We start from the raw sequence: 17,383 nt of genomic DNA, 5'->3' as shown, positions 1-17,383 counted from the left end.
GGGTTATTCACCTCTTAACTCCGTATATTCATAGCCTTCCACAGCTCAGATACAACCAAATTCCCAGCAGTCTTTTTCTTGTAAAGTTCTGTTGCAAAGGGATCACTATACGTCTCAAAGCTGTTCTCAACCTCTTCATATAAAGAAGCCAACAGCTCCTCTGTATACCTCACACCTTCAAGCATAACTTCAGCTCTACTTAGTCGCTGCGGCCGCCCAGAGCCCCCACCTGCGGCGATACGCACCTCACGGAAACGGAGTTCCTCATCGATTGATGCTGAGATTGCTACCGTTACAAGTGAAGGGGTGAACGCTTCCCTGCGGCCAACCTTACGAAAAATTTCTAGCCTATCCGTTAACGGACTCTCTAAGCGAGTAGGTGAGATGCGAATCTCAGCCACAAGATCTGCCGCAGGTTTTATCCCGCTCCAGTGATTGTTTAGCCACTCTATCAAAGGTAGTGCCGTCATAAATTTGCCGTCAAAGGAGATTAACTCCGCGTCATAGACCAGTAACGCAGGTAGAATATCTCCGAAGCCAGAAGCGATATTGCCCCCGAGCGTGGCAAGATTACGCACCGACGGAGCCGCTATGCAACGTGCAGCCTCTTGCAGCGCAGGAGCCACGGCCTGCAAATGCTCATTACTGCGGCACTGGGAGAGTGGAACAAGAGCGCCCAGAGATAAGTGAAATTCCGTTAAGGTAATGTCGCCGAGATTTGTGATTTGCCGAAGATCAATCAGCTGTTTGGGCATATGATCCGTTCCATTTTCCCACCCTGTTCTCAGCAATGTTCCTCCTGCGACATATCGGGAACTGTCTCCAAACGCCGTTTTTCTCTCCCAAGCTTCGTGCAGGCTGTGGGGTTGAATTACTTCAGGTAGTCTTCCATCCTCTTCCCGTATAACTCCCATACACTCCGCCTCCCTTTTTGAGTACCAGATTGCCGCTTCCCTTCTCGTATAGCCTGCCTTAAAACCTTTGTTCCCGAATATAAGGAACTCCGAGCGCCTCCGGTGTACCGGATGGTTTGTTGCGATTGCGGTACCCCAGGTACATCAGGACCAGAATGGTCACAAGGTACGGAATCATTTTGAGAAAATAGGGCGGAACTGCACTGCCCAGCAATTGAATGCGGAAGCCAAGTGAATCCAATGCCCCAAAAAAGTAAGCGCAGAACAAGGCGCGCAGCGGATTCCATCTGGCAAAAATCACTAGCCCTACCGCAATCCAGCCTCGACCGGCTGTCAGCCCTTCATTCCAGGTTGGCGCATAGGCCAATACCATATCCGCTCCGGCCAGGCCGATGAGAGCAGCACCGGTGATCACATAGCTGTAGCGGATAAGCTGCACACGGATCCCCATCACATCTGCGGTAGCCGGACTGTCTCCGACTGCCCGCAAATGCAGGCCCCATGAAGTGCGGTGAATTAGCAGATGCAAAGCAAGCACTAGCAGCAGGCTGAACCAGGTTAGGTAATCCATGTTGCCGAATATTTTTCCGATGAACGGTACATTTTCCAGCCAAGCCAGATGCAGCTTAGGGGAGGTTCCCGGCAAAGGAATGCCGCTGATCGGTTTACCAAGATAAGCGCTCAACCCACTGCCGAACAAGGTCATCGCAAGACCGGACATCGTTTGATTCGCCCGCAAGGTCACACAGAGAAAAGAATGCAGCAAACCAAGCACAGCCGTTACAGCTACGGTAGCCAGCAGAGCCAGCAACAGGTTTCCGGAGCGAATATACACGATACAAGTGGTGACCGCTCCCATCAGCATCAGACCTTCAGCCCCAAGCTGTATAATGCCGGCTCGTTCATTTAGAATGCCTCCCAGCGTAGCCAGCAGCAGCGGGGTCCCTGCGGAAATAGCGGCAATAAGTAGCTGTGTTGTAAAATCCATCGCCTATCTCCCCCCTTTCAGCTGAACCCGGCTACGGCGAATGCGGAAACGATAGATCATATCGCCAGCAATCAAGAAAAACAGGATGGAGCCCTGCAGCATTTCTGAAATTGAAGAGGGCAACCCGATGGTTTGAACACTATATCCGCCAACAATTAAACCACCGAATAAAATAGAAGTAACGATTAGACCGAGCGGATTCAATTTGGCCAACCAAGCCACAATAATGGCGGTGTATCCATAACCCGGTGAAATGCCCTGCATCAGCTTGTGTGTAACACCGGAGACCTCCGCCATGCCAGCGATCCCGGCGAGCCCCCCACTGATCAGCATGACGATAATAATATGGCGCTTGATAGGAATCCCCGCATATCTGGCTGCAACAGGATTGGCCCCAATCAGACGGAGCTCGTAACCCCACTTGGTAAAACGAATCATTAAGTAATAAATCACAACGGCGATAAGTCCAAATAACAATCCAATATGCAATCTTGTACTTCCGAGAACAGGCAGCGACTGAGCCGCAGTAAACATAGGTGATCCCGGGAAATTAAAACCTTTAGGATCTTTCCAAGGTCCGAATACCACGTAATCGAGCGCCAATAGGGCAACATAATTCAGCATTAATGAAGTGATTAGCTCATTCACTCCAAAATGCGTCCGCGGAATAGCAGTCAATAGTCCCCAAAGCGCACCCGCGGCAATCCCGAACAGTAGCATTAAGCTCAGGGACCAGAATGAAGGTAAGTCAGGAAAATAAATCGTGACCGCTGTGGCCGCCATAGCCCCAACGGTTAACTGGCCTTCTGCTCCAATATTCCATACCGAAATGCGGTAAGCCACAGCAATCCCAAGCCCACATAGGAGTAGCGGGATCGCTTTAACCATCGTTTCCGTGAGCCCATACGCAGTGCCAAATGCGCCACGGAACATTTTTTCATAGACCAGCACCGGATTCATGCCATTCGCCGCAATAAATAGGGCACACAACAATAGCGCTAAAATTATAGATACAATAGGTGTCCACCAAGGAGAACGGATGCGGCTGGCATCGTATTCGAAACGTAGAGAGAATCGTTTTCCGGAGTGAGAGGGGAGGGGTTCCAGTACAGCTGCTGCGGTATTTCTTCCATTCTCCGGGCTCATACGGCGCTCTCCTCTCTATTATGAATACCAGCCATTAGTAGTCCGATGCTCTCTCGATTCGCTTCCTCATGTGTACTCTCACCAATAATTGAGCCGTTATAGATCACTAGAATCCGGTCGGACAACTGAAGCAATTCATCTAAATCCTCCGAAATTAACAACACGCCACTACCTGAACCACGCAACTCCATAAGAAGGTCGTGAACACCAGCCGTGGCACCTACATCCAGCCCTTGTGTCGGATGAACGGCGACCATCAGCTTAGGCCGATGACTGATTTCACGTGCAAAGAGCAGCTTCTGCTGATTACCACCTGACAACTGTTGTACTGGCGTCTCCAGCTCAGGTGTTTTGACGTTAAAGCGCTGGACCAGCTCCTGTGACCACAAACGGTTCTTCGCGGACTTCAAGAAACCAAATTTGGAGTGCTCCTCTGTGCGGTAAGACTTAAACAAAAGATTATCCACCGATCCGAGGCGTCCAGCTAAACCGCTCTTCATCCGGTTCTCCGGCACGTGGGAGATTCCTGAATCAATTGCCCCTCTAACCGAAGCCGATTTCACCGTTTTTCCATCAAACGTGATTTCACCACTTTTCCAGCCTCTAAGACCTGTTAACACTTCAGCCAGTTCCTTTTGCCCGTTGCCAGCTACCCCAGCTACGCCTACAATCTCCCCTTTACATACGTTCAGAGAGAAGTGATCCAGTGCTTTTCGCCCGTGATCGGCATATACGTCCACATCTTTCACTTCTAATAAAGAATCCCCTTCAGTGGCTTCCCGTTCTTGACGGGTGATGGTTACTTCCTTGCCCACCATCAGACGAGCCAGCTCCAGTTCATCTGTATCTGCCGTGGTCAGTGTGGCGATCATTTTCCCTTTGCGCATGACGGAAATCCGATCGGAGGAAGCCATAACCTCTTTCATTTTATGAGTAGTCATAATGACCGTTTTTCCTGCCTGCTTCATGACCCGCAGCGTTTCAAATAGCTGTTCCACCTCTCCCGGGGTCAATACAGAGGTTGGTTCATCCAGAATAATAATGTCAGCCCCGCGATACAGCGTCTTAACGATTTCAACACGCTGCTGCTCACCCACGGACAACTGCCAGATCGGGCGATCCACTGGGAAATTCAGTCCAAACCGTTCCGCTAATGCCTCTATCTCCTCGCGTTTGTTCTTCATCCACTTACGGCCGCGCCAGAAAGACGACTTTTCGCCAAGCACGATATTTTCTGCTGCTGTGAGGCTTTGCACCAGCCTAAAGTTCTGAAACACCATACCTACACCCAGCTGCGCAGCATCTTTAGGAGAACGGATCTGAGCACCTTTCCCATGAATGAAGATTTCTCCTTCATCTGCTCTGTACACCCCTGACAGCATGCTCATCACCGTGCTCTTCCCGGCCCCATTCTCCCCAAGCAACGCATGAATCTCACCCGCATTTGCCGAAAAGTCGACTTGATCACTGGCGGTTACCGAGCCGAATTTTTTCACAATCCCCCGCATTTCAACTGAAGTTCCCCGCATGGCCTGAACCCCTCCTTCCTTCAAGTTGTAGTACGGGTGGGGAAGTTTCCGCTTAACGGAACCCGCCCCACCCATAGATTGTGCACATCTTATTCCCTATTTTTAAACATTATTGCGGGATAGTTCCTTCCACACCTTTTACGAGCCAGTTCATGCCCAGCACTTCCTCCAAGGTCAGCTTCTGACCCTCCTGAAGCTTCACATTCCCTTGATTATCTGAGATCGGACCTGTGAAAACCTCAAGCTCACCACTGATAATTTTGGCTTTGGCGTCTTCGACAAGCTTTTTCACATCATCTGGGATCTTGTTCCCGAAAGGAGCCAGCTCCACCATACCGTCAGCCATATCACCGGAATATTGCTCGCTCTTCCAGGTTCCATCCATAACTGCCTGCACAGCTTTTACGTAATACGGCCCCCAATTCCATACCGGGTTCGTCAAATAATTGTCCGGAGCGTATTTGCTCATATCCGAGTCATTTCCCCCGGCAAAAGCCCCTCGTTCAGCAGCAGCCTGCAGGGTTGCAGGTGAATCCTGATAGGCCAAAAGCACATCCGCACCCTTATCCAGCAAGCTGATTGCCGCTTGACGTTCAGTCGTCGGGTCATACCATGTATTCGTCCATACCACATTCACCTTTACATCAGGATTGACACTTTGTGCTCCAAGGGTAAAAGCATTCAAGTTATAGATCACTTCGCTGATCGGAAAAGCCCCTACATAACCCAACTGATTATTTTTGGTCATTTTCCCTGCCGCTATGCCGCTCAGATAGCTGGCCTGATAGTTCTTTCCGAAGTAGGTCCCCATGTTCTCTGCGGTTTTGTAACCCGAAGCATGCAGGAACTTCACGTTGGGAAATTTGCCCGCTACATTTAATGTAAAATCCATATATCCGAAGCTCGTTGTAAACACGATGTCGTGTGATTGCGCAAGCTCTGTGATGATTCGTTCGGCGTCAGCACTTTCAGGGACATTTTCTACAAAGTCAGCTTTAATCCCCAGCTCCTTCTCCATATACAGCCGTCCTTGATCATGTTGGTACGTGTAGCCGCCATCCCCTGGAGGTCCGATATAAACAAAAGCAACCGTCGGTTTCTTTGCAGCCGGTTCTGTTGTTGCAGTTGCCTCTGTTGCCGCTGTAGTTGTCGCTGGTGCCTCCGTTGCATTTGTAGAAGTATTATTATTGCTGCCACACCCCACCAAAGCCACCGTCATTAGAACCATTAATGCAAGACAAGATGTTATGAACTGACCCCTTTTTTTCATAATTCTCCTCCTCCAAATCATCTCTCATCATGGCTGCAACCATTAATGTACTTCTACTATACTTAGAGGTGGCCTTGGCGTAAATTTATATAACATACGTTTGTATTTGAATATAAGAATCAGAACTTTTTTTGTGTGTAATGCACTAATTGGTATTCGGAAGGTGAGTTACGTGTCATATTATATGACCGAAGTTGGAAAAGGAACACTATTTCAGATTACTTTTCAGATTACTTTCCAGACTATTCTTTACTTCACTTTCCATTTCTCAGAATCCATTGCTCCTGAATCTCACCAAAATCTTCTTTTGTATCTGCGTCCATGAAATAATGGGCAGACTCAGATTCCAGAACAATCCCCTTATAATCAGGTGAACGCAATATCCCCGCCGCTCCTCGATCTCCATCTAATCCCTGTAGTGCTGGAAACAACGTCTTCGAGAACAAAGCCGGGGGCATAGCCGACCCATTGCTGACGCTAGCAACATAGTCCATCTCCGGAGATTGTTCAAACGTTTGTATTAGACGATTCACTAATGCTGTAGTAATAAATGGCTGATCCGCAAGCGCCACAACTACTGCATCGGGCTGTAAAGGTAATACCGCATTAAGACCGCAGCGCAATGAAAAAGACAATCCCAGATGTGCGGTTAAGCAAGTTTCGGTACGTCTGGAGCCTTGCGGTTCAATCGCGGGTGGCAGCCATTCCAAGTTATCATCCGCACGCACTACCACGATTAGCGGTTCTAGATTGCAACGATCCAATTCACTAAGCGCGACGCTCCCGAGGGAGACCTCCTGCGACAATTTCAGTGAAACCTTGGACACGCCCATCCGCCTGCTCTGCCCCGCTGCCAAATATATTCCTGCTACCTTCAATACTATCCGCTCCTTTGGGCAGCTCTCGTGAGACAACCCTTCTAATTTGAATAATTTCTGCTATAATACTGACCGCAATCTCCTCCGGACCTTCTCCTCCAATCGGCAACCCTACAGGTGCATGCAAAGATGCAGGAGCCTCAAACCCTTCCAGTAAAAGAGATATTCGCGCCTTCGAACCGATAATCCCTATATATAGAGGGGCAAGCGGAATCACACTCTCCAGGAACTGTCTATCCCGCCCAAGTTGATGACTGCAAATCAATACATAATCCTCCCGAGTTACACCCAATCGCTGAACAACCTCCAGAGGGGAACAAATTACTTGTTCAGCTCGAGGAAACTTATTGTGCAAGCTTCCTTCGCGCCAATCCGCAACCGCAACCCGAAAGCCAACTCTGTCAGCAAGTTCCGCAATTGGAACCACATCACGTCCCCCGCCAAAAATCACAAGCCGCGGTCTAGGCACGAAAGACGTATGGAATGCTGTCAATTCTGCTGGAGCGGCCATAAAGCGACCTGCCGCCAGGTTTTCTTTTGCCGAGTGGGATAATTTCGGATGTTTCTTGCTCTGCGGCAGTTCATTGTCTGGATCCAGCTCCAGCTTATAGGCAAAATCGTTCTCCACTGCTTCGCGGAACAGAATTAGCTTTTCTCCCCTAGCCAATCTGTCACTCGCCTGCACTAAAAGCTTGTAGAGCTGACCCTGCACGGGTTCAAGCACTACTTTGATTTTGCCTCCACAGCCGACAACCTCACCCCAGGACAGATCATCCGGAGACAGCATGTTGTATTCCACAATTTCGGGCAGCCCTCGTTCCCAGATTTCAGAAGTTCGCAGTTGCAGATCGTTTTCCAGACAACCTGGACTCAGGCTCCCAATCGTACCTCCTTCAAAAAACAACATCACCGCTCCGGCTTTACGATACGAGTGTCCCTCCACCTCTATCAGCGTTGCCAGCACCGCAGGCGCCTGATGGGTTTGAATATGCATTGCGATCTCATGTGTATTCACGAGGTACCCCTCCTCCGTGTTTGCATTTCAACCCAGAACTTAGACCTTAGACTTTAAACCTTAGACCTTAGAACTCAGACCTTAGAACTCACACCTAAGTCCCGTCCGAGCATCCTCCGAAACATGAATACTAACTTCAACCTCATTAGATCATTTATTTTTTTAAAATCGACGTCCAGCAGCTCACTAAGCTTCTCGATCCGGTAGGTAGCCGTGTTTCGATGAATAAACAGTTTCTTAGCCGTCTCATTAACATGACCATCGTTCTCTAGATAAACTTCCAGCGTCCGCAGCATTTCCCTGACATACTCCGGTTCTCGGCTAAGCAACCCTCTAAGACTTTCATTACAATATTTCTCCATAACCTCTGCCGGAATTTGCCCGAGTAGCAGGTTAAGCTCAAGCTGCCGGTAATGCACAACACTCCCTTTTACTCCCCCGCCCTGAAGCATTCCCATACAATCCTTTACCTCGGCAAAAGCCTCTTTCAGCCCCTCCGGCTTTGCTTTACAACTGCTTATCGCAGCTCGCGGATAATATCCCTTATCAAACTTCATGTTGTCAAAACAAACCTGGATTAGATCCCGAAATTGTTCAGGACGCTGACGATCTCCCGGATATATAGACAAAAGTCCTTGATCTATAATCACATGAATTCCCTTTACTTCCCGCAGCCCGGGATGTTCAAGATATTCTTCTTTTAGTCTGAGCAGCTCCCCTTGGCGTTCTTCCCCAGTCGCAGCTGTATCGGTCAATAAGAGACAAAATGGTGATTGAAGCAGCTCAATCTTCAAGTCGAGAGCAGCCTGCGCCAAATCTGTGTAAGATAAATTACCGCTCAAACAACGTCTCAGCAATCCGCTAAACTCCCTGTGTTCTGCCTGTTCAAAATAATCTTCGTATCCTGAATGAATATGATATGAAATAAGTTCAGCTCCCTGAACGAACAAACTTTCTTCCATTGGGAGCAACAAAGGGTCGATGGCACAAAACAATAGATATCCGGAACACTTCTCTCCTTGCAAAAGTGGCGTACGGTAGCTCACATGATCTCCCACACGAAAGCGCTGATTCCGTTTCTGCCATGGCCACCCCTCCAGCAGCTCTGAAGGATGGTATTCAGAGTTGTTGTAGATCACATCCCCCCGTGCGCTAACCACCACAAGTGAATGGCCAATCACTTCAGACACCGAGTCAAACAACGGACGGCTGCGGACAGATCTTAAGGCGAATTGCATCAGCTTTTTCTGCTTCTCCATAATGCTCTGCAGAACGTGAGTGCTGCGGCTAAGCTCGGCGCGAAACAGACCATTCATCTGATCCGAAAAAGTAAACTCGAACGGCAGCTGGATTAGAGGGAAGTTAAGACTCTCCGCTTCTGCGACCAGTTGCTCTGGTACTTCTTCCCAAAACCGCCCCAGCTTAATGCCCAAGGCCGAAGATCCCCGGCGATTTAAAGTCTGCAGCAAGGCAGAGGCTTCCTCCATATTGTCCTTTATCAAATAGGCTGTCGTTAGCAGCATCTCGCCTTCTTTGATCCAATCCGAAATATCGGGGGCATCCATCACATTAATTGACTTCACAATTCGATGTTTCCCTTTAGACCCAGCGATAAGCTTCGCCTCGGACAAAGGATAAATGGACAACGCTTCTTCAACCGTAAGATGCATGCCACCCCTCCTTATTAGGATCAATAGAACCATTTCTGATTTATAATGTTATTTTATGTAACATTATAATTAAAATGAACCGTGTTGAATAGAGGAAAGTTAAAATTTCATGATTGCATGTAAATAAACTTAACACAAAATTAACATGGATGATGAATTATGAATTATGAATTATGAATTATGAATTATGAATTATGAATTATGAATTATTGAACTTTAGCTCATATCGTTCATGCGAACTGTATAAAGGGATTGGAAAATAGTAGGTGGAGTTGGTGGAGTTGGTGGAGTTGGAAGAGGGCTTTCGAGTAAAAATCAATTTTTTACGGGTTCAACATGGGAGTTGATAGGAGGGTATTCTCGGACCATTCGAATTGGCCATCGGATCGAAGTCGCAGGCACACCAGCGCTGCAAGACGGGGAATTGATCGGTGGAGGAGATCCATACGAGCAGAGATAATACACCCACTGCAGCAACTGTGGTAGAGGTATTATCTCTTATAGATCCATTACAGCCAGTAGAGGTGGAGGGCACTTTTGCCCTTTTTTTGGCTACATAGGCGTCTTCGCCACATTCTAAGGGATTTATCCCGTTCTTTTTAGTTACTTGTGCCACTTCCCCGACTTCTGCGGGATTTATACCGTTCTTTTTAGCTACTTGAGCCACTCATCCTAGATTCTACGGGATTTATACCGTTCTTTTTAGTTACTTAAGCCACTCACCTAGATTCTACGGGATTTATCCCGTTCTTTTTAGTTACTTAAGCCACTTTCCTAGATTCTACGGGATTTATCCCGTTCTTTTTAGTTACTTGTGCCACTTCCCCGACTTCTACGGGATTTATACCGTTCTTTTTAGTTACTTGTGCCACTTCCCCGACTTCTACGGGATTTATACCGTTCTTTTTAGTCACTTAAGCCACTTTCCTAGATTCTACGGGATTTATACCGTTCTTTTTAGTTACTTAAGCCACTTTCCTAGATTCTACGGGATTTATACCGTTCTTTTTTAGTTACTTAAGCCACTTTCCTAGATTCTACGGGATTTATACCGTTCTTTTCTCTCCAGCGACGTATTCACTTAATTCCACTGGTCTTACACCACATAATCGAGCGCTGAATTTAACTTTTTCACTCTACTGCCCCACTATTGAGCTAACTCCAACTATCTTAGTATTAAAAGCAACTCCACAAGGCTCCCCGGTGTCAATAAAACTAAGAGCAGGAGGAAATCACATGTGTATTCCGTTAATTTGTGAACGAATAAGTGAGTGTGACGTTAGAGTGTATCGCTAGAATGTAATCCTAGAGTGTATTCCAAGAGTGTATTCCAAGAGTGTATTCCAAGAGTGTACTCCTAGAGTGTATTCCAAGAGTGTACTCCTAGAGTGTATTCCAAGAGTGTATTCCAAGAGGGTAATGGAGGAATACCGGTTAACAGTAACTAGAAAAGTATCATCAAGCTATGTTGTTCAGTAGCTACGATCTGTTTAGTATCACTTTTTCAAGATCACTGCACCCAGCATCTCAGGACTGCTGCCACACTTCATTCACCCAAGAGAGTAACCGGAGATCCTGACCATGTCCGGCAATAACGGATAATCCCAGTGGCAATCCACTTGTGGAGAGCATAGGTATTGTTACCTGAGGCAAACCCGCCAACCCTGCTATGCAACTCAACATCATCGCACCGCTACGATTCTCCTCCAATTGGCGCAAATCCCCTCCACGCAGCGGCGCTGGTCCCGGAACTGTCGGAATCACAAGACAATTGTCCTCACCTAGCAGCAAGCGCATCTGATTAGAAATCTCTTTTTGCTTACATTTCGCAACACTATGATCCTCTTCCGCCAAACTAGCAGCCCACGAGAATCGCGCTGCAATATCAGGTCCAAAGTCTGGTTTCTCGTTCTCAATCCAAGCGCCATGAGTTTCCCAAATTTCATTCCCCTGCAATTCTCTAAAAACATCCATCCAGACCTTTAAACCCTCCAAAGCAATCTCTATCTCCATGAGATGATCTGCCCCGGATCGCAAACACCTTAATCCCTCCGATAAAATAGCTGCATTCTCCAGATTAACCAAAGCCCAGCAGTCAGTAGCAACAAATAAAGTACCCATTGTGTTTTTGTCTTCCATATTCTTTTTTACCTTGTTCTCCGGGCCGATCTCTAAAATTTCCTCCGTACTCTTCTCAATACGCTTCTCCAAAATCATTTCTACACTTTCCTTCTGGCTCATTTCTAAATTATTTTCATCAGTCTTCACCATGTCTCCCTCTAGGTTGTTCTCTAAATTTTTAATTACCTTCTTCTCCATGCTCTTCTCTACAATTTCCTCTATACTACTTTCAATTTTCTTTGCCATCTTCACAGATGTACTCCCAGCCACAAGTAACACTTCCCCTACCTGCTGGAGCACATCCAAACGATCTGACATCCAGCCAACGGTATCAAAAGCCGGAGATAATGGAATAACACCTTGAAAATCTACAGCTCCATGCGTTGGTCGAAAGCCATATACTCCGCAATAGGAGGAAGGTACTCGAATTGAGCCACCGGTGTCCGTACCGAGCGCAAAATCAACACTACCAGAAGCTACCGCTACTGCCGAACCACTTGAAGATCCGCCCGGGATACGACCTACAGCACGCGGATTAATCGGCGTTCCAAAATGATGGTTCTCGCCGCCCAGACTATACATCAGCTCATCCGTATGGGCAGCACCACGAAGTGTAGCACCCGACAACAGTAAACGATGTACAGCCACCGCATGCTCCGTGGACGGATGGTGGCTATGCAGCCAATCAGGATTACCTGCAGAAGAGCTGTGTCCAGCTACAGCGAATACATCTTTTACTGCAAAGGTCAGTCCATCCAATATCCCGCTACCTAAACTCTCAACCGTAAGCTCAGGATCTATAAACGCACCATACCGATTATCCAAAACCATAATTACTCCTCCTCCCCTCACCATTACTATTACAATCCCTCTAGTAGCTTTTCGTATCCGTCACCTTTTCTCCTACGATTCCTTCAGAGTCCTTCCGGCCGCTCCATCATTCCTATACCTACCACCCAATCGCCGCACCATCGCAGCGCGGGTCCGTTCCCCCACTGCGGTATCCATTGTCATCTATCGAAATCACGTGAGCATGACCCATAACCCCATCATAGTCATCTACTTTCCGGACAGTATGACCGGCTGCGGCCAAATCTGCCAGCACCTCATCAGCTATCCTGCTCTCCACCTTCAGTTCTTGCGTAGGCTCTCCCCACGTTCTCCCCCACACAAAACGCGGCTCATTCACAGCTTTTTGTGGATTCATGCCATAATGCAGCATCCTTGTGAGCAGCAGAGTTTGAGTCTGTGGTTGACCTTCGCCACCTTGCGTCCCATACAGAATTGCAGGTTTTCCCTCACGGCAGGCCATCGCTGGCATCAGTGTGTGGAAGCTGCGCTTATGCGGCTCAAGCGTATTGATGTGCCCGGGGTCCAGCGAAAAAAACGAACCTCGATTCTGCAGCAGAATCCCAGTATCCCCAGCGACCACGCCCGAACCAAATTCAAAATACAGACTCTGAATAAAAGAGACCGCATTCCCGTCTTCATCCACAACTGCAGCATAAGCTGTATCACTGCCGATAGGCTGACTTGTCAGTTGTGTAGCTTTTTGCATCGAAATCGCAGACGCTAATTGTCCTGCATAACGTTTTTCCAGCAGCTGCTCCAAAGGTATAGCACTAAAATCCGGATCCGTAAGCACCCTATCCCGATCGCGGAAGCTTAACTTCAACGCTTCAACAAGCAGGTGATAATATTCATACGATCCATGCTCGATTGCTTCAAAATTGAAATACTCCAACATATTAAGACTCATTAGTCCTGTGAAACCTTGAGAGTTAGGCGGCACTTGGTACACTGTATGCCCGTGATAATCCGTATGAAGCGGCTCGCCCCACTCGCCCTGATGATCCGCAAAGTCATCCCGAGTCAGATACCCGCCAGATGCCAGCATAAAGTCACAGATGTCCTCCGCAATCTCCCCCTTATAAAAAGCATCCCGCCCACCCGCCGCCAATGTCCGCAGGGTGGCCGCCAGCTGTTTTTGCTGGAATCGCGATCCAGCACAAGGAATCACGCCGCCTGGCGTGTAAATCGCTGCCGCCTCCGGCGACAGCGCAGAGCCCGCAACAGCCGTGTTATTCCGCTGATCCGGAGACAGCGGAAACCCCTCCAAAGCGTAACCAACGGCAGGCTCCAGTACTTCCGCCAGCGTAAAGCGGCCATACTTACTCAGTATGGCATCCCAACTGTCTGCCATCCCCGGCACCGTAATGGCGCTGCGAATCCCCCGCCGCGGGATGAAAGCTTCCCCGGCATAGCTGCTTCTGCGGACTCCGTACCCGGAGCGCCCGCTTCCGTTATAGGCCCGAACACGCGCCTCTTGCGTGTTATAGGTCAACCAAAAGGAATCTCCGCCTAGCCCCGTCATATGCGGATATACTACAGCTAATGTCGCACTGATCGCCACCGCTGCATCAAAGGCATTCCCCCCTTTTTCCAACATACGTGCACCAGCAGCAGAAGCTAAATAGTGGGGGCTAACTACCATAGTTTTTGTGCCTATTACGGGTTTCTCCGCCATGTCCCATCCCCCTATGTTTTACGGGTTTCTTCGCCATGTCCCAACTCCTTATTTTTTGCGGCGGGTTTCTCCATCATATTCAATCTCCTATATTCTGCGGCAGGTTCCTCTGCGAGCCCCCTATAACTTCTGGTTTAATTAGTGTCATTTAACATTACACGAAAATCCTTTGTCAATCGGTTACGCTGAAACGCAAAATAAACCTCTTCTTTTTGTGAGCTATGCACAAATAAGAGGTCCTCTTTGTTTAACCTTGTAGATTCACGCCTACGAATATTATAAAATCATTTTAATTACAGGGAGCCGCATACACCCATGGCGTACTTCCGTCACCTTTTGCCGCCATATAGCTACCTATCTCGAATATGTCTAGTCACCTTTTGCCGCTATATAGCTGCCTATCTCGGTTTTGTCTTGTGGCTGCCTATCTCAGATATATCTAACTGCATCTAACCTTAGTAATCTTAGCCACTTTTACTTAGGGGGGGCTTGTGCTTTGGAACACCGAATAAACAATTTATTTTAAAATATATTGCGATAACACGGCCTGCACCTCGTAAATATTTACGGATTTATTGAAGGTCTTCTTCACCGGAAGCGTGCTGCTGGAAATGTAGATACATAGCTCCGCATCCAGATCAAAATGCCCTGCCGTCTCCACGGAATAATGCGAGATGCTTTTGTAAGGGATCGAATGATATTCTGTTTTTTTGCCCGTCAGACCTTGTTTATCCACCAAAATAAGCCGCTTGTCCGTAAAAATGAACATATCTCTAATCAGCTTATAGGCGCGTTCAATTTTCTCCTGAGGGGCAAGAATTTGTGCGTATTCCCGCTGGACCTCCGTAAGATTCACTTGCGATGCATTGCCCATTAATCCGTCAAAAAGTGCCATATCTCTTCCTCTTTTCATCCGTTAAATTTAGCCACTTGCCCCCCACTACAGAACCATATTATTCTATTTTTCATATTCTATGCTGTGTAAAAATACTCTCTGACATCTTTTTACTTGCTTATTTTTTGATTTTTGATTACACTGTCATTAAATTTACTAAGAGAGGGGTGTGGAAGGAATGGATCACAATTGGACCAACAGTGTTATGAGTCGGCTACCTAAAGCGATAGCTGGCATTGCTCATGTAAATGGCGATAACGGGAGAAGTCTGTCCATTTGTATGAATTTAATAACACTACACAATTGTGAAATGCCTTTCCTGCCATCACCCGGACGGATCAGTTAACCGGAGAATGATAAGGCCGTGGGGAAATTTCCCTACGGTCTTTTTTATGGTTTTTTACAGGATTTCGGAGCCATTTAGGGTACTGGCGGTGCGAAGGGCATTCTTAAAGGAGAATATATATGATCATCCAATGCCAAAATGTTCAAAAATACCACGGGGCACAACTCGTGCTGAATAGCATTACCTTCGATATCCGCCAAGGGGAAAAAATTGGCCTGATCGGCCGCAACGGTTGTGGCAAAACGACACTATTCCACCTGCTGAACGGGGAAGAACGTCCCGATGAAGGGCAAATCTCAATACGCAAAGGTAGCGTAGTAGGCCTGCTGGCTCAAATACAAGAAGTTAGCGAAAAAGAAACCGTATATGATGTTCTACAGCGCAGCTTTGCTGAACCTTTGCAATGGCAGCACCGCCTGCGGGAGCTTGAGCTGGAAATGTCCAGCTTTAACAGCGGAACGGATGAAACCCTCTGGAATCGGCTGTTAAAAGAATATGGCAGCTTGCAGGATAAGTTCGAGGCCGCCGGAGGTTACGAGATCGAATCCTCTATTCAGCGCGTAGCCTCGGGTCTCGGGATCGGAACCGGACAATACAGCCGACTGTTCGCCTCTCTTTCAGGAGGAGAAAAAACAAAAGTCGGACTTGCGGAGCTGCTGCTGCGCCGTCCAGACATCCTTCTACTGGATGAACCAACCAATCATCTCGATATGAATGCCATCGAATGGTTGGAGCAATTTTTACAGAGTTATGATGGAACAGTGCTGGCGATCTCCCATGACCGCTACTTTCTGGACGCTGTAGTCAAGAAAGTCATCGAGATTGAAGATGGCGAGGCTTTTACCTTCCACACCAACTACAGCGGCTATCAAGTGGAGAAGGAAACACGACTTCTTCAACAATTTGCTGATTATCAAGAGCAGCAGAAAAAAATAAAACAAATGCAGGAAAGCATCAAACGTCTCATTGAATTTGGCAATCGCGGGACTCCTCCTAACCCTTCCTTTTACCGGAGAGCAGCATCCATGCAAAAAGCACTGGATCGTATGGTGAAGGTTAAACGTCCCATTCTGGAGCGCAAATCAATGGATTTGCAGCTACAGCAAAATGACCGTTCCGGTAATCAGGTTGTCATTTTGGAGGATATCGGAAAAGCATATGGTCAGCGAAGCCTTTTCACAGAGGCAAACGAAGTGCTTCGCTACGGAGAGACTACGGCACTCATCGGCGGTAACGGGGCAGGTAAAAGTACACTTTTAAGAATTATTTTAGGGCAGGAAACCCCGGACAGCGGAAGCTGTACACTCGGTTCAAGAACTGTGGTCGGCTACCTCGCACAAGAGGCTGTTCCGGAAAATAACAAACAGTCTGTACTCCGCTACTTCCGCGAAGAAGCTGGACTTGAAGAAGGTGAAGCTCGCGGGCAGCTTGCACGTTTCCTATTCTATGGTCCCGATGTATTCAAAGACATTACGAATCTGTCCGGTGGTGAATGGACCCGCCTGCGTTTCGCTGTACTAATGCATCGCAAGCCAAACCTGCTGATTCTCGATGAGCCGACCAATCATCTGGACATAGATTCTCGTGAAGCACTCGAAGAAGCATTAGAGGAGTTTCCAGGCACAGTTCTGGCGGTATCTCATGACCGTTATTTCATCAATCGTCTATTTCACAAACTATGGTCCATTGAAGACGGGCGGTTTGGAGTGTTCAACGGAAACTATGAATATTACAAGGAAAAACAAGCTGAAAAAGCATTATTAGCTCCCTCTTTTGCGGATCAAGCTAAACCTTTCTCTGCAGAACGAACAAGTTCAGGCTCTGATAAGCCTCAATCTAACAATTCAGGGAAAGAAACCAACGCTAAATCCTCCAGTTCCCGTAGGAAAAACACCACCTTCGACTGGGAAACGGCCATTGCAGAGGTAGAGAAACGCCTTGGCGTGATCGATGCCAAGATGTTAGAGCCCCTGATCAGCAGCGATGCAGTTGAACTTGCTGAATTGCAACAAGAACGTGATGCGATACAGGAACAGTTGGATGAGCTCTATACAGGATGGATGGAGACAACTGATCTATAAATT

14 protein-coding genes are annotated in these 17,383 nt (G+C 47.7%); 1 reads left to right on the top strand and 13 read right to left on the bottom strand.

Annotation, left to right across the window (positions count from 1 at the left end; genetic code table 11):
- Positions 1-14: 14 nt before the first annotated feature.
- The 13 genes from NST40_RS06575 to NST40_RS06515 form a co-directional block, all read right to left on the bottom strand.
- Positions 15-914, bottom strand: a complete 900-nt coding sequence (locus tag NST40_RS06575) for an FAD binding domain-containing protein (protein ID WP_076276662.1) — start codon at positions 912-914, stop codon at positions 15-17.
- Between the two features lie 58 nt (positions 915-972).
- The gene (locus NST40_RS06570; RefSeq protein ID WP_042185778.1) at positions 973-1,902 is read right to left on the bottom strand and encodes an ABC transporter permease; all 930 of its coding nucleotides are present in this window, start codon (positions 1,900-1,902) and stop codon (positions 973-975) included.
- 3 nt (positions 1,903-1,905) lie between these two features.
- On the bottom strand, positions 1,906-3,048 hold the full coding sequence (locus NST40_RS06565; RefSeq protein ID WP_076276663.1) for an ABC transporter permease: 1,143 nt from the start codon (positions 3,046-3,048) through the stop codon (positions 1,906-1,908).
- Positions 3,045-4,577, bottom strand: coding sequence for an ABC transporter ATP-binding protein (locus NST40_RS06560; protein WP_076218314.1), 1,533 nt, complete (start codon positions 4,575-4,577; stop codon positions 3,045-3,047). Before NST40_RS06560 ends, NST40_RS06565 begins: the two co-directional genes overlap by 4 nt.
- Positions 4,578-4,686: 109 nt before the next feature.
- The gene (locus NST40_RS06555) at positions 4,687-5,847 is read right to left on the bottom strand and encodes a BMP family ABC transporter substrate-binding protein (RefSeq protein ID WP_076276664.1); all 1,161 of its coding nucleotides are present in this window, start codon (positions 5,845-5,847) and stop codon (positions 4,687-4,689) included.
- 254 nt (positions 5,848-6,101) lie between these two features.
- The gene (locus NST40_RS06550) at positions 6,102-6,674 is read right to left on the bottom strand and encodes an NTP transferase domain-containing protein (RefSeq protein ID WP_175617362.1); all 573 of its coding nucleotides are present in this window, start codon (positions 6,672-6,674) and stop codon (positions 6,102-6,104) included.
- A complete protein-coding gene (locus tag NST40_RS06545) occupies positions 6,616-7,740 on the bottom strand; it encodes an XdhC family protein (protein WP_076276665.1) in 1,125 nt (374 codons plus the stop codon). Before NST40_RS06545 ends, NST40_RS06550 begins: the two co-directional genes overlap by 59 nt.
- A 74-nt stretch (positions 7,741-7,814) precedes the next feature.
- Positions 7,815-9,410 carry a PucR family transcriptional regulator gene (locus NST40_RS06540; protein ID WP_076276666.1) on the bottom strand — a complete coding sequence of 532 codons (1,596 nt, stop codon included), beginning with the start codon at positions 9,408-9,410 and terminating at the stop codon, positions 7,815-7,817.
- Between the two features lie 331 nt (positions 9,411-9,741).
- Positions 9,742-10,077, bottom strand: coding sequence for a hypothetical protein (locus NST40_RS06535; protein ID WP_143761899.1), 336 nt, complete (start codon positions 10,075-10,077; stop codon positions 9,742-9,744).
- Positions 10,078-10,171: 94 nt separating this feature from the next.
- Positions 10,172-10,324, bottom strand: a complete 153-nt coding sequence (locus tag NST40_RS06530) for a hypothetical protein (RefSeq protein WP_179087005.1) — start codon at positions 10,322-10,324, stop codon at positions 10,172-10,174.
- A 613-nt stretch (positions 10,325-10,937) separates the two neighbouring features.
- On the bottom strand, positions 10,938-12,356 hold the full coding sequence (locus tag NST40_RS06525) for an amidase family protein (RefSeq protein ID WP_256718981.1): 1,419 nt from the start codon (positions 12,354-12,356) through the stop codon (positions 10,938-10,940).
- A 124-nt stretch (positions 12,357-12,480) separates the two neighbouring features.
- Positions 12,481-14,058 carry a gamma-glutamyltransferase gene (ggt, locus tag NST40_RS06520; RefSeq protein WP_076276667.1) on the bottom strand — a complete coding sequence of 526 codons (1,578 nt, stop codon included), beginning with the start codon at positions 14,056-14,058 and terminating at the stop codon, positions 12,481-12,483.
- A 517-nt stretch (positions 14,059-14,575) separates the two neighbouring features.
- Positions 14,576-14,953 (bottom strand): PH domain-containing protein, encoded by a 378-nt coding sequence (locus NST40_RS06515; protein ID WP_036680049.1) that lies wholly within the window; start codon positions 14,951-14,953, stop codon positions 14,576-14,578.
- A gap of 465 nt (positions 14,954-15,418) precedes the next feature.
- Here NST40_RS06515 and NST40_RS06510 point away from each other — a divergent pair, with 465 nt between their 5' ends.
- Positions 15,419-17,380, top strand: a complete 1,962-nt coding sequence (locus NST40_RS06510) for an ABC-F family ATP-binding cassette domain-containing protein (protein ID WP_076125458.1) — start codon at positions 15,419-15,421, stop codon at positions 17,378-17,380.
- The last annotated feature ends 3 nt before the right edge of the window (positions 17,381-17,383 follow it).

Origin of the sequence: Paenibacillus sp. FSL R10-2778, from assembly GCF_038593035.1 — a bacterium.
GTDB lineage: Bacteria > Bacillota > Bacilli > Paenibacillales > Paenibacillaceae > Paenibacillus_AQ > Paenibacillus_AQ odorifer.
The sequence above is the reverse complement of the archived record's forward strand: the minus strand, read 5'-3'. Positions and strand labels throughout refer to the sequence as shown.